General features: G+C 47.3%; 23 protein-coding genes. 10 read left to right on the top strand and 13 right to left on the bottom strand.

The features are described 5' to 3' along the window. Window positions 1-28: 28 nt before the first annotated feature. Window positions 29-400, bottom strand: coding sequence for a cupin domain-containing protein (locus ABD880_RS03190; protein ID WP_345162268.1), 372 nt, complete (start codon window positions 398-400; stop codon window positions 29-31). Between the two features lie 161 nt (window positions 401-561). Next, window positions 562-879, bottom strand: a complete 318-nt coding sequence (locus ABD880_RS03195; RefSeq protein ID WP_345162270.1) for a hypothetical protein — start codon at window positions 877-879, stop codon at window positions 562-564. Window positions 880-1,206: 327 nt separating this feature from the next. Here ABD880_RS03195 and ABD880_RS03200 point away from each other — a divergent pair, with 327 nt between their 5' ends. After that, complete coding sequence (locus ABD880_RS03200; protein WP_345162272.1) at window positions 1,207-2,676, top strand: nicotinate phosphoribosyltransferase; 1,470 nt, start codon at window positions 1,207-1,209, stop codon at window positions 2,674-2,676. On the opposite strand, the gene pncA is transcribed toward ABD880_RS03200, so the two are convergent. From pncA to ABD880_RS03230, 6 genes are all read right to left on the bottom strand, one after another. Next, window positions 2,673-3,284, bottom strand: a complete 612-nt coding sequence (gene pncA, locus ABD880_RS03205) for a bifunctional nicotinamidase/pyrazinamidase (RefSeq protein WP_345162274.1) — start codon at window positions 3,282-3,284, stop codon at window positions 2,673-2,675. The two genes, ABD880_RS03200 and pncA, sit on opposite strands and share 4 nt — an antisense overlap. A gap of 60 nt (window positions 3,285-3,344) precedes the next feature. Then, complete coding sequence (locus ABD880_RS03210; protein WP_345162276.1) at window positions 3,345-3,842, bottom strand: GNAT family N-acetyltransferase; 498 nt, start codon at window positions 3,840-3,842, stop codon at window positions 3,345-3,347. A gap of 46 nt (window positions 3,843-3,888) precedes the next feature. Further along, complete coding sequence (locus ABD880_RS03215) at window positions 3,889-5,178, bottom strand: cation:proton antiporter (protein WP_345162278.1); 1,290 nt, start codon at window positions 5,176-5,178, stop codon at window positions 3,889-3,891. A 333-nt stretch (window positions 5,179-5,511) separates the two neighbouring features. Next, window positions 5,512-6,696 (bottom strand): MFS transporter, encoded by a 1,185-nt coding sequence (locus ABD880_RS03220; protein WP_345162280.1) that lies wholly within the window; start codon window positions 6,694-6,696, stop codon window positions 5,512-5,514. A 42-nt stretch (window positions 6,697-6,738) separates the two neighbouring features. After that, window positions 6,739-8,178, bottom strand: coding sequence for a P-loop ATPase, Sll1717 family (locus ABD880_RS03225; RefSeq protein WP_345162282.1), 1,440 nt, complete (start codon window positions 8,176-8,178; stop codon window positions 6,739-6,741). 56 nt (window positions 8,179-8,234) lie between these two features. Beyond that, window positions 8,235-9,029, bottom strand: coding sequence for a thymidylate synthase (locus ABD880_RS03230; protein ID WP_345162284.1), 795 nt, complete (start codon window positions 9,027-9,029; stop codon window positions 8,235-8,237). A 187-nt stretch (window positions 9,030-9,216) separates the two neighbouring features. Here ABD880_RS03230 and ABD880_RS03235 point away from each other — a divergent pair, with 187 nt between their 5' ends. From ABD880_RS03235 to ABD880_RS03255, 5 genes are all read left to right on the top strand, one after another. After that, a complete protein-coding gene (locus ABD880_RS03235) occupies window positions 9,217-11,016 on the top strand; it encodes a DUF885 domain-containing protein (RefSeq protein WP_345162286.1) in 1,800 nt (599 codons plus the stop codon). Between the two features lie 957 nt (window positions 11,017-11,973). Next, the gene (locus ABD880_RS03240) at window positions 11,974-12,849 is read left to right on the top strand and encodes a hypothetical protein (protein WP_345162288.1); all 876 of its coding nucleotides are present in this window, start codon (window positions 11,974-11,976) and stop codon (window positions 12,847-12,849) included. After that, on the top strand, window positions 12,846-13,211 hold the full coding sequence (locus ABD880_RS03245) for a hypothetical protein (RefSeq protein WP_345162290.1): 366 nt from the start codon (window positions 12,846-12,848) through the stop codon (window positions 13,209-13,211). Before ABD880_RS03240 ends, ABD880_RS03245 begins: the two co-directional genes overlap by 4 nt. A gap of 81 nt (window positions 13,212-13,292) precedes the next feature. After that, entirely contained in the window at window positions 13,293-15,260 is a 1,968-nt protein-coding gene (locus tag ABD880_RS03250) for an AAA domain-containing protein (protein ID WP_345162291.1), read from the top strand. Window positions 15,261-15,336: 76 nt separating this feature from the next. Then, window positions 15,337-15,849 (top strand): FKBP-type peptidyl-prolyl cis-trans isomerase, encoded by a 513-nt coding sequence (locus tag ABD880_RS03255; protein ID WP_345162293.1) that lies wholly within the window; start codon window positions 15,337-15,339, stop codon window positions 15,847-15,849. A gap of 153 nt (window positions 15,850-16,002) precedes the next feature. On the opposite strand, the gene ABD880_RS03260 is transcribed toward ABD880_RS03255, so the two are convergent. Then, complete coding sequence (locus ABD880_RS03260) at window positions 16,003-16,608, bottom strand: acyl carrier protein phosphodiesterase (RefSeq protein ID WP_345162295.1); 606 nt, start codon at window positions 16,606-16,608, stop codon at window positions 16,003-16,005. A gap of 283 nt (window positions 16,609-16,891) precedes the next feature. On the opposite strand from ABD880_RS03260, the gene ABD880_RS03265 reads away from it, so the two are divergent. The 3 genes from ABD880_RS03265 to leuS all read left to right on the top strand — a co-directional run bounded on the left by ABD880_RS03265 (window position 16,892) and on the right by leuS (window position 21,440). Continuing rightward, window positions 16,892-17,395, top strand: coding sequence for a pyridoxamine 5'-phosphate oxidase family protein (locus ABD880_RS03265; RefSeq protein WP_345162297.1), 504 nt, complete (start codon window positions 16,892-16,894; stop codon window positions 17,393-17,395). Window positions 17,396-17,507: 112 nt separating this feature from the next. Further along, window positions 17,508-18,233 (top strand): spheroidene monooxygenase, encoded by a 726-nt coding sequence (locus tag ABD880_RS03270; RefSeq protein WP_345162299.1) that lies wholly within the window; start codon window positions 17,508-17,510, stop codon window positions 18,231-18,233. 432 nt (window positions 18,234-18,665) lie between these two features. Continuing rightward, window positions 18,666-21,440, top strand: coding sequence for a leucine--tRNA ligase (leuS, locus tag ABD880_RS03275; RefSeq protein WP_345162301.1), 2,775 nt, complete (start codon window positions 18,666-18,668; stop codon window positions 21,438-21,440). Between the two features lie 93 nt (window positions 21,441-21,533). Here the strand turns inward: leuS and ABD880_RS03280 are convergent, their stop codons facing one another. Continuing rightward, window positions 21,534-22,211 carry an energy transducer TonB gene (locus ABD880_RS03280; protein ID WP_345162303.1) on the bottom strand — a complete coding sequence of 226 codons (678 nt, stop codon included), beginning with the start codon at window positions 22,209-22,211 and terminating at the stop codon, window positions 21,534-21,536. Between the two features lie 197 nt (window positions 22,212-22,408). Between ABD880_RS03280 and ABD880_RS03285 the strand changes: the two genes are divergently transcribed. Next, window positions 22,409-22,669 (top strand): hypothetical protein, encoded by a 261-nt coding sequence (locus ABD880_RS03285; RefSeq protein WP_345162304.1) that lies wholly within the window; start codon window positions 22,409-22,411, stop codon window positions 22,667-22,669. Between the two features lie 49 nt (window positions 22,670-22,718). Here the strand turns inward: ABD880_RS03285 and ABD880_RS03290 are convergent, their stop codons facing one another. The 3 genes from ABD880_RS03290 to ABD880_RS03300 all read right to left on the bottom strand — a co-directional run bounded on the left by ABD880_RS03290 (window position 22,719) and on the right by ABD880_RS03300 (window position 24,629). Continuing rightward, entirely contained in the window at window positions 22,719-23,072 is a 354-nt protein-coding gene (locus ABD880_RS03290) for an MmcQ/YjbR family DNA-binding protein (RefSeq protein WP_345162306.1), read from the bottom strand. A gap of 302 nt (window positions 23,073-23,374) precedes the next feature. Further along, complete coding sequence (locus ABD880_RS03295; RefSeq protein WP_197088651.1) at window positions 23,375-23,545, bottom strand: DUF6728 family protein; 171 nt, start codon at window positions 23,543-23,545, stop codon at window positions 23,375-23,377. Between the two features lie 16 nt (window positions 23,546-23,561). Beyond that, window positions 23,562-24,629, bottom strand: coding sequence for an acyltransferase (locus ABD880_RS03300; protein WP_345162313.1), 1,068 nt, complete (start codon window positions 24,627-24,629; stop codon window positions 23,562-23,564). Window positions 24,630-24,639: the final 10 nt, after the last annotated feature.

Genomic DNA, 24,639 nt, shown 5'->3' on the forward strand with positions numbered 1-24,639 from the left:
TGGTTTCCTTTTATTAAAACGCTGGCTGCTAAATACGGTCCAAGGTGTGCCGGGTACGGTCGCTGTCGGGTAAGTTGCCGGTATTGACGGTGCCCGCCGGTTCAAACAACAAGACAGCGGCTTCTTTTTCTGCCACGGGCCGGTGCTCCACGCCCCTTGGCACAATCAGAAATTCGCCTTCCTTCACCAATACGTTCTTGTCTCTGAATTCCATGGTGAACTCGCCCTGCACTACCAGAAACAGCTCGTCTTCATGGTCATGGTGGTGCCAATCAAAAGCGCCTAAGAACTTAGCCAGTTTCACTTGTTGGCCGTTCAATTCGCCGGTTATCCTGGGGTTCCAATGGTCAGGGATGTGCGCAAACTTTTCAAGCAGGTTTACTTTTTCCATATAGAGCATATACAGTTGGTGAATGAAGGTACTGAAAAGTCAACTTCTTTAGACGGTGCAGGTACATAAGTTGTCAATAAAAAAGCCTTCGGCAGCGCCAAAGGCTTTTTAAAAGTAGTTTGGATAGGATGCATGGATGGCCTTGGTAGTTCTGCCATCTTTAGCCATGGTTAATGATTGAACAGCGTAGGTCTGTGTCTTTTTTGGCGCATGGCCTTAATTCTGTCTGTTAGTTCATACATGCCACCGTATTGGTTGGAGAAGCGGCCTGGAGTTCTAAGATAGGCTTCCATTCTGGAGACTCCTTTGGGCTTACTGGTCCCCACCAGGCGGTTCCAGTAAATGGCCACTAAACCGGCGGCACACGCAAAGCCCACAAACCCGATGACCCTGTACATGGCCACCTGGGTGTCAGAGGAAGAGAATGCCAACAGAAAGATGCCGGCAAAGAAGCCCAAGGCTAGTAAGGTTGGTAAATATTGTTTCATGACGGTAGTAGAAAGGGGGTTGGAAATTTAACTCTGTTCATTAGAAATTGGCGGTGATGGCCAAGCCGAGTATCGTATATTTTATATACGTTTTATAAAAGAAAAAGCCCAAGTTCAAGGCATTTATTTACAGAGAATTAGCCGTTTAGGTACTGTCTTGGAGATGGTAGAAAGTAGGTGTGTTTCATCTTAGAGGCAAGAGGATTTTCAGTAAGAAAATGCTTCAGAGAAGCCTATTGGCTACCAGGTTTTTCGGTGCTAAAAAGTATCTTGCTACCAATCTAGAGCATCAACGTATGCTTGCCTGAAAGAACCTTGTGCCCCGCTATGAAACTTACACAACGCTACCGCCCCTCACTTGCCCTCTTAACCGATATGTACCAGCTGACCATGGCCCAAGGGTATTGGAAACAGCAGCGGGCCGAGCAGGAAGCGGTCTTCCATCTGTACTTCCGGAAGAATCCTTTCAAGGGCGGGTACACCATTGCGGCGGGACTAGAAGATGCCATTGACCTGTTGCAAAATTTTAGGTTCACAGAAGAGGATACGGCTTTTTTAGCACAGGTAAAAGGCAGTACCCAGGAGCCCATGTTTGAGAAAGCCTTTCTGGACTATTTGCGGCAGTTAAAATTCACCTGCACGGTAGACGCCATACCAGAAGGGACGGCGGTGTTCCCCAATGAGCCCTTATTGCGCGTACAGGGACCCATCTTGCAGTGTCAGTTATTAGAGACGCCTCTGCTTACCATTCTCAATTTTCAGACGCTTATTGCCACCAAGGCGGCGCGCATGGTAGATGCCGCCAAAGGCGATGCCATCATAGAGTTTGGCATGCGGAGAGCGCAAGGGCCAGACGGAGCCTTATCTGGGACGCGGGCGGCGTTTGTGGGCGGCGTTGGGGCCACCTCTAACGTGTTGGCGGGCCAATTGTACAACATCCCGTTAAAAGGCACGCACGCGCACAGCTGGGTCATGTCTTTTGATGACGAAGAGGAAAGCTTTGCCACCTACGCCAGCGTTTTCCCAGATGATTCAGTGTTTCTGGTTGACACCTATAACACCCTGGAAGGCGTCAAAAAAGCCATTGCCGTAGGACAGAAAATGAGGGGAAACGGCCATGAGTTGAAAGGCATTCGGTTGGATTCTGGAGATTTGGCCTATCTGAGCATTGAAGCCCGAAAATTATTGGACGATGCCGGTTTTGAGAAGGTATCCATTGTAGCCAGCAATGACCTGGACGAATACCTGATTGAAAGCTTGAAACTACAAGGCGCCCGCATTGATACCTGGGGCATTGGCACCAAATTGATTACGGCCTATGACCAACCAGCCCTGGGCGGCGTGTATAAACTGGCGGCGCTTAAGAATGAAGAAGGGCATTGGGACTACAAAGTAAAACTCTCTGAGCAGCTCATTAAGGTCTCTACCCCGGGCATACTACAAGTGCGGCGCTTTTATGACAACGGCGTTCTGGTAGGCGACATGCTCTATTCAGAAGACCAGGGTATCTCAAGGCCTTCTACCATGGTGCACCCCAATGATCCCACCCAACACAAAAGCTTTAAAGAAAGCTGCACGCATGAAGACCTGCTGGTGCCCATCTTTAAAGATGGCCAACTGGCGTACACCTCTCCTAGTTTAAAAGACATTCAGACCCGTACTAAACAGCAGGTAGAAAGCCTGCATGAAACCTACCGCCGCTTATTAAATCCGCACATCTACAAAGTGGGTCTGGAACAGCAGCTGCACCAGAAAAAGATGGACGTGATTGTGGAACTCAGAAACCGCGCCGACTAAGCCAACAAACTGCTGCTTTGAATGACTTTTCCGCCTTTAGAAAGCAGGTCTTCTTTGGCGCGCTCAAATCCTTCTGAGCTAATGGCCCGCGTGGCATCTTCTATAAAATAAGTGGCAAAGCCTTCCTGCAAGGCATCCTTGGCCGTGAAGTACACGCAATAATCGGCGGCCAGGCCAGCTACGTAGACGTCAGTCACGCCTTTACCGCGCAGGTATTCGGCCAGCGCCGTTGACTTTAGATGGCCGTTGTCATAGAAGCCGCTGTATGAATCAATCTCGGGGTTGGTGCCTTTCCGGAAGATGGCTTCTACGCGGTGCATGTCCAAGGCTTCGGCAAATTCTGCACCGGGCGTTCCCTGAATACAATGATGCGGCCACAAGACCTGCTCCATACCATTGAGGGTAATGGTGTCAAACACTTTTTTGCCGGCATGCTGCCCCGCAAAGCTTTTATGATTGGCCGGATGCCAGTCTTGGGTAGCCACTACCAACTCAAACTTGGCTTGAAGATGGTTCACGATGGGCAGGATGGCATCACATTCGGGCACTGCCAAAGAACCGCCGGGCAGAAAATCATTCTGGATGTCAATGAGAAGTAAGGCTTTCATAGTTTCGTTTTTGGGCTGTTTTCTGGAAAAGAGGCCAAAAACAGCTGGTGACACGTTCTCTTATACTACTAAATCATAGCGCTGTTCTATGAGCGTCTTCCCGAAGTCTGCACTCTCCTTTTCCTGACTTAACTGAAACCCGTAGCTTTTGTAGAGGCTGGCGGCTTTGGTCAGTTCATGGGTAGTCCAGAGGTAGGATGTTTGATAACCGCACTCATGCAGAAAAGCCATGTACAGGTCCATCAGCTTTTTACCCAATCCCAGACCACGGAAGCCGGGCGTGATGATGAAGTAGCGCAACTGGGCTGCTTCTCCCCTGTCCATGAGCAATAGAAAGCCCACTATTTTGCCACCATGCTCTGCTACCCAAACGCGGTTTCTTTTATCATCATACTGCTGGTAAAACTCAGCCAGTCCCGCGGCTACGTAAGCTTCAAAGGCTATCCCGAAGTTATATTCCTGCTTATACAGCAAACCGTGCAGATAGGTGACATAGCCAATATCGCCGGGTTGCAAATACGTCCTGATGGTAATGTCTGCTAGGGTTATAGAGGCCATTTAGTTACAAGTAGGTAAAGATGGATATGCCTTCTCACGTTATAGATTAGTGCGCATTGGTTTGCCCATTCAGGTCCAGTTCTTCTTCTAATTCTTTAGAAGCCGGATGCAAGGCTTTCACCAGTTTACTCAGGGACAAGCCCTGCACAATGATAGAGAAAAGCACCACCATGTAAGTAAGCGACACCAGCAGGTTGCGTTCCATGGCCGCCGTCAAGGAAAGCGCCAAGGCAATGGAAATACCGCCGCGCAAGCCGCCCCAGGTCATGATGAGCAAGGTCTTAGCCGGGAACCGATGCTTGAACTTAAACAGCAAGGCTGGCACCATCAAGGATACCCAGCGCACTAGTAGCAGAAGTACAATGACCAGCAGGCCCACGTAAATGTAGGATCTGTGAAAGGGGACTAACACCAGTTCCAGGCCAATGAGCACAAACAGAATGGCGTTCATGATCTCATCCAGCATTTCCCAGAACTTGTGAATGTAGTCTGTCGTGATTTTGGACATAGCATACTCTACGCCTCTATTACCAATAAATAAGCCCGCCACTACCATGGCCAGCGGCCCCGAAAAATGGAACAAGGGCGCAATGGCTGAGCCACCCATCACCAGCGCCAAAGAGATGAGCACTTCGGTCTGGTAGTGGTCAATGGCTTTCATCATCTTGTAGCCCACATACCCCAACAGGACGCCTAGCAGAATACCGCCGCCCACTTCCTGCAAAAGCAACACGCCAATCTCTGAGGTGGTGACCTCGGCCATGCCTTCTTTGGCAATGCTCAGGATAGACAAGAACACAACTACGCCCACGCCGTCATTGAAGAGAGACTCGCCGGTGATGTTGGTCTCAACCTCTTCAGAGACGCCCGTCTTTTTAAGGATGGACAAGACCGCAATGGGATCTGTAGGTGATATCAAGGCACCAAACAAAAGGCAATGAATGTAGGCCACCTCCTGGTACAGAAATGGCAGGATATAGAATAAGATGGTACCAATGAGAAACGTAGAGATGAGCGTGCCCAGCGTGGCAAACGTGATGATGGGCAGCCGCGCCTGGTGCAGCTTCTTGATGTCTGTGTGCAAGGCCCCGGCAAAGAGCAAAAAGCCCAACATGATGTCCAGCAAGAACTCAGAGAAATCTACCTCTACCAGCACTTCGCGCAAGAAGTTGACCATCTCTGGCGCTACCGTCCCTGCCAGCAAGATGCCCAAGGATAAGATGAGCGCCAAGACCATTAAGCCAATGGTGGCTGGCAGTTTTATGAACCGTACGTTGATGAACGCCAGCACGGCAGAGAGCGCAATGATGATGGAGAAGAGTCTGAGTGATTCCACTGAATGAAGGTCTGGTATCTATAAAGTAATTATCCCTTAACGCGAATGCAGTAGAAGGGATAACCTGCTTAGGTAAGCGATACTACAGAAGGAAGGTGAAACTTCATAATGTAGGTTGGAGATTTCACTTACTTAAAGGCTTATTGATTTCTTAGAAAACTATTCCATTTTTAGCCTCAATTCCAGAAAACAGGTCAAAAACGACAATCTGGTTCTATGCACGGATTCTCCCCTTAAGGAGACAACCCGCAGATAGTAAAGGCAATCCGTTTTTGGCCACTTTTCCAGAAAATAGCCTAAAAACGACACTCATTCATCACTATTCATTAATCATTAATCATTATTCATTAATGGACGCATGGCCAACAGCCCCAACAACGGCCCGATGGCGAGGAACACAAACCAATATTTAGGGTCTATGCTGTTTTGAATGCTGCGCAGGAATTGGATGCTGACAATGGTGAGCGCGAAGCCCAGGCAATTGACAATGGTGAGCGCGGTGCCTTTCACGTGGGCCGGGGCGTTCTTGGCTACAAGCGTGGAGAACTGCGGAGAGTCCATAGGCCCGGCAAAGCCCCACACCAACAGCACCCCTAGAAAAACGGCAAACGGCAGGCCCACCAGCCACGGCGACAACAAACAGCAAACCATGGACACCGCCAAGGCTCCGAAGGCCGTCTTCGCGCTGCCTATGCGGCCAGAGAGATAGCCGCCTACCACGCAGGCCACGGCCCCAATGCCTATGATGGTAAAGGAAAGTAAGGGAATGTTGAGCTGAGCATCTGGATGCGCCTGAGCGTAAAAGGCTAGCAGAACTGGCACAAAGGCCCAGAAGGTGTACAGTTCCCACATGTGCCCGAAGTACCCAAACGCCGCCGACCTGAATGCTGCGTTCCGGAAGATTTGGAAGAAGGCTTTGAAATTGGGCTGGGTGCTCTTGGTTCTGTGCGGACCGTCTGGGACCAGCCAAAACAAGCTCAGCCCGCCCAGCACCGCCAAGCCCGACGTACCCCAGATGACGTAGCGCCAGTTCAGACCCTGGGTAAGGCTCTTGAGCAGATGCGGAAAGGCCGTGCCCAGCACCAGCGCCCCAACCAGAAACCCCAGCGCTTTTCCCAAGCCCTTCTGGTGGTAATCTGAGGCTATTTTCATGCCCACCGGATAAATACCCGCCAAACAAAAGCCCGTCAAAAACCGGGACAGCAACAGCGAGCTCAATCCACTGGCGCCCAACAAACTCAAATTACACCCCGCCCCTGCCAACGCGCACACCAGAAACACCTTTGAAGGCGAGAACCTATCTGAAATGGTGAACACCGCAAACACCAACGTGCCCAGAATAAACCCCAACTGCACCGCCGACGTGAGATGAGGCAAAGAACTAGCCTCCAACTGCAACAGCGGAATCAACTCAGGCAACACCGCATTGCCCGCAAACCAAAGAGAGGTGCAGGCAAATTGGGCTACAACGATGGTGGGGAGAACGTGATTCTGTTGAGAAATTTTAAAGCTTTTCAATAAAAAAATATTGTAAATTAATTACTGACGATTAATATTTCATTACAATTGAAGAGCCTTAAATAATCCTCTATGAATTACAATATTTTCAGTGCGATTAAATGTCATATTAGTGTGCATATATTTGAAATACAGAACTTCATGCCTTGATTTATGCTGGTTACCAATCACACTAAAATTAAACATTGTATCTAAGACATAATCTATATTTTTTTCCTTTATTGTGCCAGCTTTTAAATATTTATTGTATTCCTCTGTAAACTCTTGCAAGCTAAAGTTCCATTTTCTAATGTTTGCAAATATTTGGAAATAATCCTCTATTTCAGGTAAAACAGGAAAAACCTCATCAATTATTTCATCTCTTAAATAATTTGAAAAGGACCTATCAACGAACTTAATATTATTTTCTTTGATAAATTGAGAGTTTTTATTACAAGCTTCCTCAGCACAAGCTTGAATATATTGAATAAAATCACGAGGCCTTAATTGAGTGCTTCGTGCAATGAAATCAAATGAGTCTATCTTCTTTTCCTGTTTGTTTCCAAATCCTATCTTTTCTCTAAAAAAAACTTTTTCCCATGCTCTTTGGAAATCTAATGGGTTGTGATTTGAATTGAAATCCTTTGTTATCCTAAATGCTAAAAGGTCTTTTAATTTTTTCTCATTCCATTCAACTTCAATTTTGTAATCGCGCCATTTATTTTTGTCAGAATCTTTAACAAGTGAATAAATATCATCTCTTAAAAACACTACAGGTTTGATATGTTTATCACTATCAATAAAATTTGACTTTATATCCTGAACAGCTTTAAATAAACTTGTTACCAAAAAAATATATTGGTCTGAATTTTCATCATCTGTAATTACACGATAGTCTTCATCCAATTCATCGAAGACTATATAATATTCTGAATTATCGCAGTATTCAAAAATAATATCCTCAAGAATATTAACTTTCTCAATCCAAGGAATTGGATTATTTTTTTGCTCTTTAGAAAACTTAAAAGTTCCACCATTGCCTAAAACATTTGCTCCAAACTCAGCAGAAGTCCAGTTACTGATAGTTCTTGCTAAGGATTTTACAGAACTTTTTGGGTAAATTTTTTCTAATTCTCTTCTTACAGATAAATCAATGTTTTCATTTTGAACCATTAATTTACATATATTTGAATAAATTAAATATTTCCAAAGGGTGATATATTGGTTTGGTGCAGTATATTTTTGATTGTCTAAATGATATAGTTCATTAAAAGGGAAGTTTTTAAAACTCAATTTTGTTGAAAATATATTATGCTCATTCCTTTTTATTAAATATTCACATATGGCCGATTTCCCTGAGCCCTTTCTGCCAATTACATAGCACTTATTTTTTTTAATTATATTGTCAACTTCTGTAGAATAATAAAAATATTTTTCAGTGTCTTCCAATTTTGCTTCAAGTTTCCAATTTTCAGCAATACTATTTAAAGTAGAATTTTTCATTACAAAATTATTTTCCCCTAATTATTAATTTAAAACTATTATATAAAAATATCATTCTAAACCGCCACCGGCGCTTTAATCCCTGGCCACGGCTGGTAGTCTTCCAGCGTGAAATCCTCGAAGTCAAACCCGAAGATGTCTTTCACGGCGGGGTTCAGTTTCATTTTGGGCAATGGGCGGGGCTCACGGCTTAGCTGAAGTTCGGTTTGTTCCAGGTGGTTGGTGTATAGGTGCGTGTCACCGCCGGTCCAAATGAATTCGCCGGGTTCCAGGTCGCAGACTTGGGCCACCATCATGGTGAGGAGCGCATAAGAGGCAATGTTGAAGGGCACGCCCAAGAACACATCGGCAGAGCGCTGGTAGAGCTGGCAAGAAAGTTTGCCCTCGGCTACGTAGAACTGGAAGAACGCATGGCATGGCGGTAACTTCATATTGTTGACCTCGGCCACGTTCCAGGCACTCACAATGAGGCGTCTGGAGTCTGGGTTGTTCTTGATTTGATTGATGACCTGCGCAATCTGGTCAATGTGTCCGCCGTCTGGCGTGGGCCAGGACCGCCACTGCGAGCCGTATACCGGACCCAGGTCACCGTTGGCATCGGCCCACTCGTCCCAGATGCTCACGCCCCGCTCCTGCAACCACTTTACATTGGTTTCGCCCCGCAAAAACCACAGCAGTTCATAAATAATAGACTTGAGGTGCACCTTCTTGGTGGTTACCAGCGGGAAGCCCTCTTGCAGGTTAAACCGCATCTGGTAGCCAAACACACTAATAGTACCGGTGCCGGTACGGTCTTCTTTCTTCACGCCCTTGTCCAGAATATGGCGCATCAAGTCTAGGTAAGCCTGCATCTTTTATATTTAGAAAGTATGAATTAGAAATTAGAAATGGGTGGGTCCCATTGGAAGCTTGAAGATAGAGATTAATAGACATTCAGCTTTCAACATACTTGTACTTATTTCAAAAAAGTAGTGAGGCATGATCGGAATCCAAATAGTAACTATATTGATAGCTGAATTTTAACCTTCCCTAACCAACATGAAAAAAACCATGCTGGCTGGATTGTTGGCCTGCGGCCTGTTCGCGTGCCAGAAGTCCTCCAACCAAGACACCGAGGGCGGCTCCGCTGCCTCGGGCACCAGAACCAACCTCAACGGCCTGCTCAAATCCTACTGGGACACCAACAACCGCCTGTTCCCCCTGGACGCCACCGCCCAAGGCGACAACCGCTACAACCACCTGTTGCCAAATGAAAACACCCAGGCTTACCGCGACACCCTGCAGAACTTCTACCAGTCCTACCTGGACAGCTTGCAACAGTATAACCGCGAGAAGCTAACAGAGAACGACCGCATCAGCTATGACATCTTCCAATATGAGATGCAGACGCGCCTGGAGGGTCTTAAGCTCAACACCTGGATGATTCCGTTCCAGCAGTTCTGGGGCCTGCCCCTGACCATGGGCCAGTTGGGTTCGGGCACCGGCAACCAGCCGTTCAAAACAACCAAAGACTATGAGAATTGGCTGGGCCGCGTACAAGGCTTCACCGCCTGGGCAGACAGCGCCATCGGTAATTTCCGGTCGGGTATGGCGGCGGGCGTAGTCCTGCCCAAACCCTTGGTAGCCAAGATGATTCCGCAGTTAGAGGCCCTAGTGGTGGCAGACCCCACCAAGAGCTTGTTCTACTCGCCTATCCAGAACTTCCCGAAAGAAGTACCTGCCGCCGACAGAGCCCGCCTCACCGAGGCCTACAAAAAAGCCATCACCACCCAACTGGTGCCTACCTACCAGAAGCTGGCCACCTTCCTGCAGAAAGAGTACCTGCCCAAGGCCCGCACCACCACCGGCATAGCCGACGTGCCCGGCGGAAAGGACGTCTACAACTACTACGTCAAGTACTGGACCACCACAGACAAGACGCCCGACGAAATCTATGAGACCGGCAAGAAAGAAGTAGCCCGCATACGCGCGGAGATGGAGAAGGTTAAAAACCAGGTGGGCTTTAAAGGCGACATGAACGCCTTCTTCCAGCACCTCAAGTCTGACCCCAAGTTCATGCCCTACCAAAAACCCGAAGACGTGCTGAACGCCTTCCGAGCCATTCAATCCAGGATAGAGCCCAACCTGTCCAAAATGTTTGGCCGAACGCCTAAAACCCCGTTTGAAATCCGCCAGACCGAAGCCTTCAGAGCCGCCTCTGCCTCTGCCGAGTATAACCAAGGCTCTCCGGACGGCACCCGACCGGGCATTTTCTACGTGCCTATCCTGGACGCTACCAAGTTTGCTACCACCTCGGGCATGGAGTCCTTGTTCCTGCACGAAGCCATTCCTGGACACCACTACCAAATCTCCCTGCAACAGGAAAACCAAGACCTGCCAGATTTCAGAAGGTTTGCCTGGTACGGAGCCTATGGCGAAGGCTGGGCCCTGTACACCGAGTCCCTGGGCAAAGAGCTAGGCCTCTACCAAGACCCGTACCAGTACATGGGCGCGCTGGGTGATGAGATGCACCGCGCCATTAGACTGGTGGTAGACGTGGGCATGCACACCAAAGGTATGACCCGCGAGCAAGCCATCCAATACTTCCTGGACAACATGGCCATGTCTGAAGAAGGCGTCATTGCCGAAGTAGAGCGCTACATGGCCATTCCTGGCCAAGCGTTGTCTTACAAAATCGGCCAGCTCAAAATCAGAGAACTGCGCGCCAAGTACCAGCAACAACTCGGCTCCAACTTCTCCCTGGCCGCCTTCCACGACGAGTTCCTTAAAGACGGTGCCATGCCCTTGAAGATTGTAGAAAAGAAAATGGATGACTGGGCACAGAACCAAAAGCGATAGCTTTTGGAGTCCTGAGTTCTGAGTCTTGAGTCGCGAGTCTTTTTTAAATATAGAACCTGCCGCTTTCCTGTTGGAGAGCGGCAGGTTTGTTTTTGGCTTGTTTTGGGGAAAGTAGGCCAAAACGGTACTCGGCACAGACAATCGTAGGAACTACGCGCACTACTAGGTCTTTGAGCAGACGATAACTAGGCGAAGCTTTTATAAGAAGGATATGCGCCAGAGACAAGGCGGTGCCGTTGTCTCTACAGCTTTTGCAAAAAGGGTTCTGCAATGCGCTCCCCTCATCCTAACCTTCTCCCTCAGGGAGAAGGGATAATTTTACTGCCATTTTTGGGTTGTTTTCTGGTAAACAGGCAGAAAACGGCATCATTCTACCCCCCGCGCCAGCGCATGCAAACATTGCAACGCCTCACACCGCAGTCCGTCTGCCCTTGACCGAGGGCAAAGAGACTGGTCAGTTTAAGTCTCTTTGCCCGAGGGAAAAAGTAATGGTCTCTCACTTGCTAGTGGCGCAAGCTTACGATGGAACAGATAGCTTCTCACGGTGCGCTTTAATGAGCCCCCGCCCTGTCTGAGCGGTCAGCGAGTTCGGGGGCTCTTGATTCTTTTGGTTACTTTTCTCATCAAGGAGAAAAGTGACAAACGCGAGCAGAAAGTAAGAAAGATTTATTGCCTAAGACGGAGTTACGTAGCAAATGTGGAAAGTATAACCTGCTAGTGTAAACACCCCTCTTAGCTCCCCTCAAGAGGAGAATCTGCGTTTGGCCAAGCTAATTGACTCTAGACTCAGCATAAGCCAGTCATCCCCCTACCCCCTTCAAAGGGGGACTATTAGAATTCCAATCAAATCGAAAATCATTTTTGGCTTGATTTCTGAAAAACAAGCCAAAAACGACCGGCAGAAAAGTTACTTTTGTACGTTGTCTGTATTAAGCGATGAGAAGAACCGTGAATCCTATGAAAAAGCTTATTTCCTTTAGTTTAGCCCTTGGTTTATCGCTGCCTTTGTCCCTGGCGGCCCAAACCCTTTCGGCGCCTCCTGCCAGCACGCAAGAGACCAAATCGAAGGCTTCTAAGTCCATCGCCAACTCCACCGCGCCAAAACCACCCGTGCCACCTGCGGGAACCGCCAAAACGACCACGACAGCCAAAACCACCACTACCACTGCTGGGACATCAGGAACAACTGCCGCCAAAACGTCCACCACCGTGAAGGCCCCTGCTAAAACTACACCGCAGACCACCACTCCTGCCAAATCCAGTGAAGACACTCAGGACAAAGACAAAGCCCCAACACCGCCGCCAGCACCTTCCAAAGTACAACGCCTCATCACGGAGCGTGAGCAGTTGGTGCTTAAATACGATTACCTCAAAACGCAGGAGAACAGCTTCTGGGGCAACGCCTCAAAAGAAGACTTAATTGCCGTAGTAGAGGCCTTAAAAGCCATTCTTCAAAAAGACTCAGAGATTATCCTAGCGGTAGAACAAGAGAAAATGGAAGCGCGCAAAAACGCCGCCCAACGCACTGCTCAACTAGAAGCCGAAACCAAGAAACTCAACACCCAGGTGCAAGGCGACAAGCGCGTAGTCACGGACAACATCTATGAAATGAAGACCTCCTTGGTCTACGCCCAAAACCTGAACCGACGTTTATCCAAGCAAATCACGGACCTGCGCGAAGAACTGGAAACTGCTGAGGATGCTAAGTTTGAGCATGACGCCATTGCCTTAGGCTTTTTCATCTTGTCCCTGGGCTTGGTATTCTATGTCATTCGGCTTAAAAACCGGATTGGCAACTTACAACAGCACCAAGAGGAAGAGGTAGAAGCGTGAACCAAACGCTAGTAACGCTGGCCCAATACCTCACCTACGCCCAAGCCGTTGACCTGTACAATGACCTAATGGATATTGAGGTGGTAGCCTTGGTGAAAAGCTGTGGGCCACCCAGCCTCCCCTACGGCGCGGGTATCTATTATCAGTTATTGGTCAAGCAACAAGACTTTCTCCCAAGTCAAGCTGTTTTAGCTGAGTTTTCTCAAAAACAGGCCGAAAACGAAAGCCAGAGTTCTACGTGTCCTCATTGCAGCTCTCAGCAAGTAACCCTTAAAACCAACTTATCCTGGTGGCGCAAAATCATTTATGCCGGCACCACCGTATGGAAATGCCAAACCTGCCACAGGACGTATTTTACTTAATTTAGACACAAGACGTAAGACACAAGATTCAAGATATTTCTTGGTCTTATGTCTTACATCTTGCGTCTTGAGTCTTAACTAATGAACGACATTCTCAACGAATTACTGGACGTGAAGGCCCTGCTCAAACTGGAGCAGGAAGAAGACCGCAAGCAGTACCAGCTAAAGAACGCCCTCACCACCATTGCTGAGCGCAAGCGGCTAGGCATCTGCTGGTACCCCGTGCAGATTACCAAGCAGGAAGTGGGCTTCGGGAACAAGATGGTGGTGGAACTGGAGCGTTCCTCGGGCCGCGATCAATTGCACATGTTTCAGGCAGGCTCTTCGGCGTCTTTGTTTACCAACGGCGATGGCGGGGCCTTGAACGGCGTGGTGCTGGAAGTGAAACGCAACAAACTGCGTCTGGCCACCTCTAAAGAAGACCTCCCCGACTGGTTAGAGGAAGGCGGACGCCTGGGCATAGAACTCACCTTTGACGAGGTCAGCTATCGCGAGATGGACATTGCCCTCATGAAGGTGATGGAAGCCGAGAAAAGCCGACTGGCCCAGCTACGCGATATTTTATTGGGCAGTGAACCAGCCACGTTCAGAAGAGAGAAAGAAGTTGCGCCAATTGAGGTGTTGAATCCGTCGCAGAACGCGGCGGTCAAAAACATCATGCAGGCCGTAGACGTGGCCATCATCCACGGGCCTCCGGGCACCGGCAAAACCACCACCCTGGTGCAGGCCATCCTGGAAACGTTGAAAGCCGGTGAGCGCCGCTTATTGGTGACTGCGCCTAGCAACACCGCCGTTGATTTGCTCACCGAGAAGCTGGCCGAGCAAGGCGTGAACGTGATAAGAATCGGGAATCCATCCCGGGTGTCTGAGGTTTTGCTAGAGCACACCCTAGATGCGCAGGTCATGCACCACCGCGACTACCGCCAGCTCAAGAAACTGCGCAAGACCGCCGAGGAATACAAGGCCATGGGCAGTCAGTTCAAGCGCAACTTTGGCTGGGAGGAAAAAGAACAGCGCCGCCGCTACAAAGACGAAAGCAAAAAACTTCTCAATGAAGCCGAGGACGTGGAGCGCTACATCACCGAAGACTTGCTGGACCATGTGGAAGTGGTGACCTGTACCTTGGTGGGTTCGGCTAACCGCGTGATTCGGCATTTAAAGTATGATACCGTGTTCATTGATGAGGCCGCGCAAGCCCTGGAACCTGCCTGCTGGATTCCCATTACCCGCGCCAACCGAGTGGTACTAGCCGGTGACCACCACCAATTGCCGCCCACGGTTAAGTCTATGATTGCGGAGCGCAATGGTCTAGCCAAAACCCTATTTGAGAAGTGCATTGCGCGTCAGCCCGAAACTGCGGTCATGCTCACCACCCAGTACCGCATGCACCAGCACATCATGGGCTTCTCCAACACCCAGTTTTACAAAGGCGAATTGCAGGCCCATGAAAGCGTGGAAGCGGCTACCTTGCAAGAAGTGCATCCGCAGTTTGACCCAGGCTTGATTGTGGAGTTCATAGACACGGCAGGTTGCGGTTACAATGAGACCACCATCGCCGAAGGCAGCAGTACTGCCAACCCTGAGGAGGCTGATTTGCTCATCAAGCATTTGCTCAACCTCTTGACGCCCTATGAGCCCGCCGGCCTGAACGAGGAAGGCGAAGAGCGTCCCTTGAAGATTGGCATCATCTCGCCGTACCGCGCGCAAATCAATTACTTGAAAGACCAGGTAGAGCATGAACCCAAACTGCACCAACTGCAACAACGTAGGCAGCTGTCGGTTGGTACGGTTGACTCCTTCCAGGGACAGGAACGGGACATTATCTACATCTCCATGGTGCGCAGTAACCCAGAGGGTGAGATTGGCTTTCTGGCAGACATACGCCGTATGAACGTAGCCATGACCAGAGCCAAGAAAAAGATGGTGATTGTGGGTGACAGCGCCACTTTGGGCGAGCATCCTTTCTACCAGGAATTTTTAACCTACGCCGAAACCATTGGCGCCTACCGTAGTGCCTGGGAGCTATTGTCCCCCGACGAGGCGGAGTAAATCTTTTGGCTTCGGGATTTCGTTAGAGGCAAATACTTGTACCTTTACCCTTTCAATACACCAATAACCAATAGCTATGAAAATAGAAGAAAATAAAGTGGTGACGCTCACCTACGAACTTAAAGTTACCAACGAAGAAGGCGAGTCAACGCTAGTAGAAATTGCCGACGACGAGAACCCAATGGTGTTCTTGTATGGCGTGAGCGGATTGCCAGAGAAATTTGAGCAGGAATTGTCGGGCAAGGAGTCTGGCCAGGACTTCAAATTCACACTTTCTTCTGATGAAGGCTACGGTGACCTGGACGAGAGCGCAGTGGTGCCGGTTCCAAAGTCGGTGTTTGAGGTTGACGGCAAGATTGATGAGGAAATGGTGCAGGAAGGCAACTACATTCCTATGTCTGACAACGAAGGAAACCACATGCAAGGCCGCATTGTAAGCGTGCATGATGACCACGTGTTAATGGACTTTAATCACCCATTGGCTGGCATGGACATGCACTTTGAAGGAAAGATTGTAAGCGTGCGCGATGCGTCTCCAGAGGAGATTGCCCACGGCCACGTACACGGCGAAGGCGGACACCACCACTAGGATTAATTAAAATTGATAATTAATAATTAAGGATTGGAGTGAGTGAACGCTTCTTCAAAATTCAGATTATACTTATAAAAGAAGGCGGACCTGATTGGGTCCGCCTTCTTCGTTTTTGGGCTGTTTTTCTGGAAGTAGGCTAAAAACGATAACCTATGCATTAAGGTGTAAAGCATTAATTCGTTCTATTTCTTCCATCACGTACTTCTCCAAATCTGGGAAAAAGCGGTTGAATTCTTGGTGGTAGAAGTCATAGTTAAGCTGTAACTCCTCGCCGGCGGTTTCCATGTTAGATTCAAAGGTGGTGCGCCGGCTCAGGCCTTTTAAGGCTTTTGAGATTCCCCAAACCTGCGCATATGAAACCAGCCAGTTTTGATTGACCATGTACGGCAAAAAGGTCTGCACTTTGGGTGGTAGCCACTCTGGTCTGCTTTGGATGGCGGCGTAACTCTCTTCGGCAAAAACATCCAAAGGCACGGTACTAAACTGCTGGAAATTAGCGGCCAGAAAATGGTCATAGTATACGTCTGCCACTACGCCCGCGTATTTTTTGTACAAAGGCCGAAGACGCTCAATCGTTTCCTTTACCACGGCGTGGCTGTCGGTGAACTGGTCAATGAGGCGGTGGAGCTTGATTCCCTGTTGAATGCGCTCCGGGAACTGCAGAATCTGGGCGCCGCGCACGCCATCGGCTATAAAATTTCCGAACTTCAATTCAGGGTCATTGCCAGACAGGTACAGGTGGGCCAGGTAGTTCAAATGAATTAATAATTAATAATTAACAGGAAGACATCCCTCCTTACCCTATTTCAAGGTTTAAGTTTTCTTAATAAATGGAATGCCATGGATTGACAGCAATTTAATAATCTAGTGAGGACTGGTAAGCTGAAGTTCAAAGTAATAAAACCTAATAATCTCTGCTTAACCATAGCCATGGACAAATGTTTTGCCTCCCATTATTAATTATTAATTACCATTTCTTAATTAACCCATGGGGTGACTGGCCCGTATTCTAGTACAAAACCGAGAGACCTAACCTACTATGGAAAATCAAAAAAATAACCAACAAGGAGACATTAACACCTTATTAAAAAAAATAGAAGCCATTGACGTGGCTATGCTCAGCACGGTAGAGCCAGACGGCACCATTCGGTCGCGGCCTATGCGCCACATGAAGGCAGATGAGAATGCCAACATCTGGTTTTTGACTGGTTACGCCTCTGGCAAGACGCATGAGATTAAGAACGAAAGCCATGTGAACCTGAGCTACGCCGACCCTAGCAACAACCTGTATGTGTCCATCTCGGGCCACGCCACCGTGAACCGGGATCAGCAGAAGATTGACGAGCTTTGGAACCCTGCCATGAAAGCCTGGTTTCCCGAAGGCAAGGAAGACCCGAATATTGGCGTCCTGAAAATCAGTATAGACCAGGCCGAGTACTGGGACTCACCGAACAGCGCCGTGGTACATTTGTACGGCATGGCAAAAGCGATTCTAACCGGAGAGCCCGCCCACCCCGGCGAAAACAAAAAGATTAATTTGTAGTTGGTACAGGAAAAGGGAGTTAAGGCTCCCTTTTTTCTTGCCCTATGGTAGGGCTTTGGCCGAATCCCGTTTTTCGGCTACTTTTAAGAAAACAGGCCAAAAACGAAGTACCTTGTCATCCTCTGCCTCTCTTTCCCCTGCGCATACTACCTTGTCTCTCTTCGGCGTTAAACCCGGTCATTGGCGGTGGGGCCTGGCGCAGATGGCCACTTCACAATCAGCCTTGAGAAAAGTAAAAGGTCTCAACTTCTTCAAGCTCTTGGGCAGTGGGCAGGGCCGCGGCTTCAGCCTCAAGCCCAACTGGTACCGCTACGGCCTCATGGCCACCTGGGACTCTCCTGCAGCCGCACAGGACTTTCTGGAAGACCACCCGCTGTTGCAGGAATACCGGGAACACACCTTTGAACAATACCACCTGGGCTTACAACCCTTGCAGGCGCACGGCCTGTGGAGCGGCACAAATCCCTTCACCAAAGAAACCTATCCTTCCCCAGATAACGCGCCCATTGCCGTGCTCACCCGCGCCTCCATCAGGCTGACAAAAGCCATGGACTTCTGGAAACACGTGCCCCAGGCCAGCGCCAGTCTAGACGATGCCCAAGGCTTATTAGCCTCCATTGGCCTAGGCGAAGCGCCTTTAATCAGACAAGCTACCTTTAGCCTTTGGCAGAATGAGGCCGACATGAAAGCCTACGCCTACAGAACCGCTTCGCACAGGGACGTCATCACCAGAACCAGAACCCAAGGCTGGTATTCAGAAGAGCTGTTCGCTCGCTTTACGCCCATTAGTAGCCAAGGCACCTGGAACGGTATAGACCCTTTGGTGGGTTTGCTGTAGTTACTTTAGACACTTAGGGCCTTCGCACACTAATGGTCAATTCTCAACTGTCATCCTGAAAGGACCTTGTTTGCGAACTAGAAAAGCGTTTTCTAAACGCAGATTCTCCCCTTGAGGGGAGCGAAGAGGGGTGTTTACTTCAACAGATAATAATAGCAGAAGAGAGCAATGCGCTAGAGACAAGGCAATGCCTGGTCTCTACAATCAGCAAACCCATCCTCATCTAACCTTCTCCCTCAGGGAAGAGAAACAGCGAGACTTAGTTTTTGGCCTATTTTCCAGAAACTAGCCTAAAAACGATTGCTCATCTGGTCTCCGCTTGCCTAGAATTGGCCCTTCAGCCTTAACAGGAAATTCCTTACTTTTGCGCCTAGCCGCTTTCGGCGAAAGAAACCGAACAAACCTGCCTCACAGCAGAAAACACATACGCCCATGTCAGCAGAGTACGATTACAAATCCATAGAGCAGAAGTGGCAACGCTTCTGGAGCCAGAACAAGACCTTCAAGACGGAGATTGACACCAGCAAACCGAAGTTTTATTCTTTGGATATGTTCCCGTATCCTTCGGGGGCTGGTTTGCACGTAGGTCATCCGCTGGGGTATATCGCCTCTGACATTGTGAGCCGTTATAAGCGCCTGAAAGGCTTCAATGTGTTGCACCCCATGGGCTTCGATTCGTTTGGTTTGCCAGCGGAGCAGTATGCCATCCAGACGGGACAGCACCCGGCCGTGACAACCAAGCAGAACATTGAGCGCTACATTGAGCAGTTGAACAACCTGGGCTTCTCCTTTGACTGGGACCGCGAAGTGCGCACCTCAGACCCCAGCTACTACAAGTGGACCCAGTGGATTTTCATGCAACTCTTCAACAGCTGGTACAATAACGACACTAATAAAGCGGAACAGATTGAATCCTTGGTAGCCATTTTAGAGAAGCAGGGAAACATTCATGTGAATGCCGCTTGTGACGAGGATACTCCGCATGTGACCGCTGATGCCTGGGCCAGGTTGAATGAGAAAGAACAGCAAGATTTTCTATTGAAATACAGATTGACCTTCTTGTCTGAAGCCGTGGTCAATTGGTGTCCGCAGTTGGGCACTGTATTGGCCAACGACGAGGTAAAAGAAGGCGTTTCAGAGCGCGGTGGCTACCCCGTGGAACGCAAATTGATGAAGCAATGGATGATGCGCATCACAGCCTACGCTGAGCGCCTATTACAGGGTCTGGATACCATTGACTGGCCAGAGCCGGTGAAAGAGATGCAACGCAACTGGATTGGCAAGTCGGTGGGTGCCGAGCTGCGTTTTCAGGTAGACGGCCATGAGCACAAGCACATCACGGTGTTTACTACGCGCATTGACACCATCTTCGGGGCCAGCTTTGTAGTCTTGGCCCCAGAGCATGAGTTTGTGTCTGAGATTACTACTTCTGAGCAGCGCGCCGAAGTTGAGGAATACGTAGCCTGGGCCAAGAACCGCTCTGAGCGCGACCGCATGTCTGATGTGAAATCTGTGACGGGTACCTTCACCGGGGCCTATGCCATCAACCCTATCTCAGGGGAGAAAATCCCAGTATGGATTGCGGATTATGTACTGGCGGGTTATGGAACCGGTGCCGTCATGGCCGTTCCAGGCCACGATTCCCGTGACTATGCCTTCGCGAAGAAGTTTAACCTCCCTATTCCTGAGGTAGTGGCCGGTGGTGACCTTAGCAAGGAAGCCTTCGCCGCCAAGGAAGGAAAAATCATCAACTCAGATTTCCTGAACGGCCTGGAGGTGAAAGACGCCATCAAAGCTGGTATTCAGCGCACCGAGGAACTGGGCGTGGGCAAGGCCCGCATCAATTACCGCATGCGCGATGCCGTGTTTGGCCGCCAGCGCTATTGGGGAGAACCCGTTCCAGTGTATTACAAAGACGGAATCCCTGCCCTGCTGGAAGAAAGCGAGTTGCCATTAGTATTGCCAGAGGTAGACGCTTATTTGCCTACAGAGACCGGTGAGCCCCCGTTGGGCCGTGCCCAGGATTGGAAATACCGCGGCGAGTTTGAGTACGAGTTGAGCACCATGCCGGGTTGGGCGGGTTCTAGCTGGTACTGGTACCGCTACATGGACGCCCAGAATGACAAGGAATTTGCAAGTAAAGAAGCGATTGACTACTGGCAGAATGTGGACCTATATATTGGTGGTTCTGAGCACGCTACGGGCCACCTCCTCTATTCCCGCTTCTGGAACAAGTTCTTGTTTGACCTGGGTCTTGTAAACCAGGAAGAGCCCTTCAAAAAGCTTATCAACCAAGGCATGATTCAGGGTAGGTCTAACTTTGTGTACCGCATCAAAGACACCAACACCTTTGTCTCTTATGGCTTGAAAGACCAGCATGAGGTAACGGCCCTGCACGTGGACGTAAACATCGTGGAAAATGACGTGCTGGACCTAGAGCGATTCAAAGCCTGGCGTCCAGATTTTGCTGAGGCTGAATTCATCTTAGAAGATGGTAAATACGTGGTGGGCGTGGAGATTGAGAAGATGTCCAAATCCAAGCACAATGTGGTAAACCCAGACGTGCTGGTAGAGGAATACGGCGCTGACACCCTGCGCATGTATGAGATGTTCTTGGGGCCATTGGAGCAGTTCAAGCCTTGGAATACCAACGGCATGGACGGCGTGTACAAATTCCTGCGTCGATTCTGGAAGCTGTTCACCGATGAGCAAGGCAACTGGGCTGTGGCTGAGGAAGAAGCCACTCCTGCAGAGTTGAAAGCCCTGCACAAAACGCTTAAGAAAGTAGAAGAAGACATTGAGCGCTTCTCCTTCGGGACCAGCGTGAGCCAGTTTATGATCTGCGTGAATGAATTGACGGCTTTGAAAACGAAGAAACGCGCCATTCTGGAGCCTCTGACCATTGCCTTGGCTCCTTACGCGCCGCACATATCTGAAGAGCTTTGGAATCGTTTAGGACACAAGGAGAGTATCACCTACGCCACCTTCCCAGAGTGGAAAGAAGAGTACCTTACAGAAAGCACCTTTGACTACCCTATCTCCATCAATGGTAAGGTAAAATCAAAGCTAACCTTCGACCTGAAATTGTCTAAAGAAGACGTTGAGAAAGAGGTTTTGGCCTCTGATCAGGTTCAGAAACTGTTGGAAGGCAAGCCAGTGAAGAAGGTGATTGTGGTGCCTGGCAAGATTGTGAACGTTGTAGTTTAACGTTTTTGGGCTGTTTTCTGAAAAACAGCCCAAAAACGAATAAAAAGAGAGAGGCCGCTAATTTTAGCGGCCTCTCTCTTTTTATAACATGAATTATTGCTTTTTCTTAGGTGTCATAATATCATAAAACTGAATAGGTAGAATGTATCTTACGGGTACTTTTTTGCCCATTTGCGTACCTGGCTCAAACTCTAACAAGTTAACTAATCGAATTGCTTCTTGGTCTGATATTTTTGATAAGGATTTGAGTATCTGGATGTCTATTGGCTTACCGGTAGTGTCAATGATAAATGAAGTTACCACCCTACCATTGATTTTATCAGGGTTACGCAGGTTCTGTTGAATAATTCTCTGCAATCCCGCTTGGTCTCCATGCTTATAACGGGGCATTACTTCTGTTATAACTCCAAACGTGTACTGAGAAGAATCTTTTTTATCCTCGATTTTCAATGAGTTTATAGTCTGAGCAAACACAACGCCTTTAAATGCTGTCAGCCCCAATCCCACCATTGCCATAGCCACTACTTTCTTAAGCAAAGAATCATTCTTTATTGCAATGGGCTTTTGTACAACCACTTGATGAGTGTAGAACCGTCCACATACTTCACCCTTCACTTGCATGAGCTGCCTAATTTCTGCCTCTGTTTTATGTGTCAAATCAAAAACCGTTTTTTGACAGGTAGTACAGAATCTACCTTGTTGACAATTGGTCATGGCCTCCCAATTTTGGGGGCAGGAAAAAGCAAGCTGGATAGGTTGGATGGTTTCCATCTAGGATAAAAATGTTATTTCTCTTACTTGATGCATAAGCCATCCGGTTTCCATAAATGATGTAGAGGATGTGACCGCTTCTTAGTTATTTCTATCCATCATGGGGTCTAAGAAGTAAAACTTAAATGGATTCTGTAATTGACGCTTTTGTTGACGAAAGACTGTGCCGTCTCACTTAATTCATTAGTTTTAGTATTATGAAAAATCAATACAATATTCTATTCGGGTTGGCTATCTTAATTTCCTTAGGGGTTGGGTACGGCTATAATAAAAACAGATACTTTCTGGTTAAAACCGGCGAAGAAATCCCTAAGGTTATCTATGAGCAGTTGGAGGATAAAAATATGACGCTGGTGGAGTCCATCTTTAACCTGCAGGCAGGAGTAACCGCTGGCCTTGCTACCATTGGTGCAGGATTGGTACTCATGGGACTTACCAATAAAAGAAGCGCATATTAGGTATGAGAAGGCTTTAAATTACTAGTTTTCCCTTTATCTCATAGATTCTTTACAGGTCTAAGTTCTCTCTCATCTTTTTAGGCAGACCTTTGACTACCAGCTTATAAGAATGGTCTATGAGCTCAGCCAGCAAGCCCATCGGCAGAAATGCCTCAGGCATGACCGTGTTCCAGTGTTTCTTGTTCATGTGGTAGCCTGGTTGAATGGCAGGATATTGTTCCCGAAGCTCCTCTGCCCATTCAGGATCACATTTCAATGCCACGCCCCCAGCATAGTTTGAAAGGCTACAGAGCGCAAACATTTTACCTGCCACCTTAAACACCAGGGTGTCTTGGTCAAAAGGGAGCGTTTCTTCTACGTGAGGTTTGCTTAGGCAATAGTTCCTGAATTCTTCAATGTTCATGGCTCAAGTAACCCAATTCCTCCTTATCGCGCAAGCGTCATTCTGTCAAGAAAAGAATAAGTTCTTACTGCAATGGAGCTTTGAATAGTGGGTTAGTAAAAAGAAATTCCCTCATGCCAAGACTTTACCTTAAAAGCCTTGACATGAGGGAATGGATAAGATTGAAGATGGAATGGGAGGATTAAATATGGTATGTGTCTCTTTTCTGGTTCATACCCAAAATCCCTTAAAGGTAAATGGCACAACAAAAAAATATGACTTACTAAGAAAGACTCCCCCTTGCAAGTAAAAGGGCCAATTGCCTAATTAGTCATCCATTTAAAAACTAAATAGATAAAACCCACCAAAAACATAAGCATGGACACCTTATTGATGGTATGCATGGTACGTAGGTTAAAGTTGGTTTTGCGGTTGGGATCTTTCTTCCGGAAGAAATAGGTTGCCACTTCAGAGAAATCAAAAAGGCCTTTCATATTGTTAGAAGTTAATTTAAAAAAGATACTTACCAAATGGTAATTTGCTTAAGAGGTAGATAATAAAAAGAGAAACTGAAAAACAAATTATAGAATTAAGTCCAATTAGAATAAAATGGTGGCTAAAGTTATAAGAAATAGGTAAACTTTTAATAAAGGTTTTATTTAATACTAAAACATGGATAAAGTAAATACCGAAACAATATTTACTTACTCTTGAAGTATGTCTATTTACAGTTTCACCTAAAATGTTTGTCAAATATTTAATTATTATTATAGCTCCAAATGCTTTTAACAATAAATGAGCATTAAAGCTTTTATGTAAGGTTACATTTTCAAAACCCTCCATATTTAAAATAAAATATGTTCCAAATAAACTAATTAGGAACCCAAATAAATACAAAACCGTCCCTGCTTTAAATGATTTTTGTAAAATCCATTTAAATGCTATAACTGAAACTACTATATGGTAACTATAAATTATTGCATGAAATAAAAAGTTAAAAAGAATAGATGAAGGGTAGATTTGATTGTAAAATATATAGCAAATATTTAATAAAAGATAAAATAATGTAGCGTATAATAATGTTTTATTTTTATTTTTTTTGATAAAAAAACTCAGAATAGGAAAGAATATATATAAAATTAAAATAACATATACAAACCAAAAATGATAAGAATTGGTAGTGAACAGATTGAGTGTATTGTCTAAACCTTTGCTATAATCAAAAATATTATTTATAAATCCGTAAATAATATTCCAGAATAAAAAAGGAATGAAAATTCTTTTAAACCTGGCTATGTAAAACCCAGGTTTTTCAGATTTGTCAAATAGAAGTACCCCTGAAAGTATAATAAACAAAGGCAACCCCGATAAGAAAAAGGAGACAAAAAGGTTTCCGATCCACCACTCCGCTTTATTAAAACTGGTCAGTTCTCTCATTAATGGATTTGAAGCATGACCAATTATTACTGAAATGGTTGCAAAAACCCTTATGTTATTGAATAAATAATAATTAGAATTTAAATATTCCTCTTGTTGAATATTTGTTGTGCTTTGTGATTGAGAAATATTTTTTAACATGGTATCTACT

The sequence above is a fragment of the Nibribacter koreensis genome, assembly GCF_039541795.1.
Classification (GTDB): domain Bacteria; phylum Bacteroidota; class Bacteroidia; order Cytophagales; family Hymenobacteraceae; genus Nibribacter; species Nibribacter koreensis.